Annotated in this window: 1 protein-coding gene; it reads left to right on the top strand. The window is 62.3% G+C overall.

The window, feature by feature from the left end:
• On the top strand, nucleotides 1-244 hold a 244-nt coding region (locus ACN6NG_RS30065; RefSeq protein WP_474317568.1), incomplete at both ends, for an immunoglobulin-like domain-containing protein.

Below are 244 nucleotides of genomic sequence, written 5' to 3'. Positions count from 1 at the left end.
GCGCCCCTTACGAGCACGCTGCACAGGGCGATGACGTCTACCAGGATGCCGGCGAAATCACCTTGGGCATCAAGTCGGCGGTAGACGCCACCGGCGCTGCCTTCGAGAACCTGCAGCTGGGCGGTGACGCTTCGGTCAAGGTGACCGACACCATCGACGAAGTGGTAGCCAAGCTGACCGCGACGCCTTCGGTTACCGAAGGTGGCGAGATCACCTACACCATCACGCTGACCAACAAAGACGG

The organism is Pseudomonas sp. TSO6 (assembly GCF_056098905.1).
The sequence above is the reverse complement of the archived record's forward strand: the minus strand, read 5'-3'. Positions and strand labels throughout refer to the sequence as shown.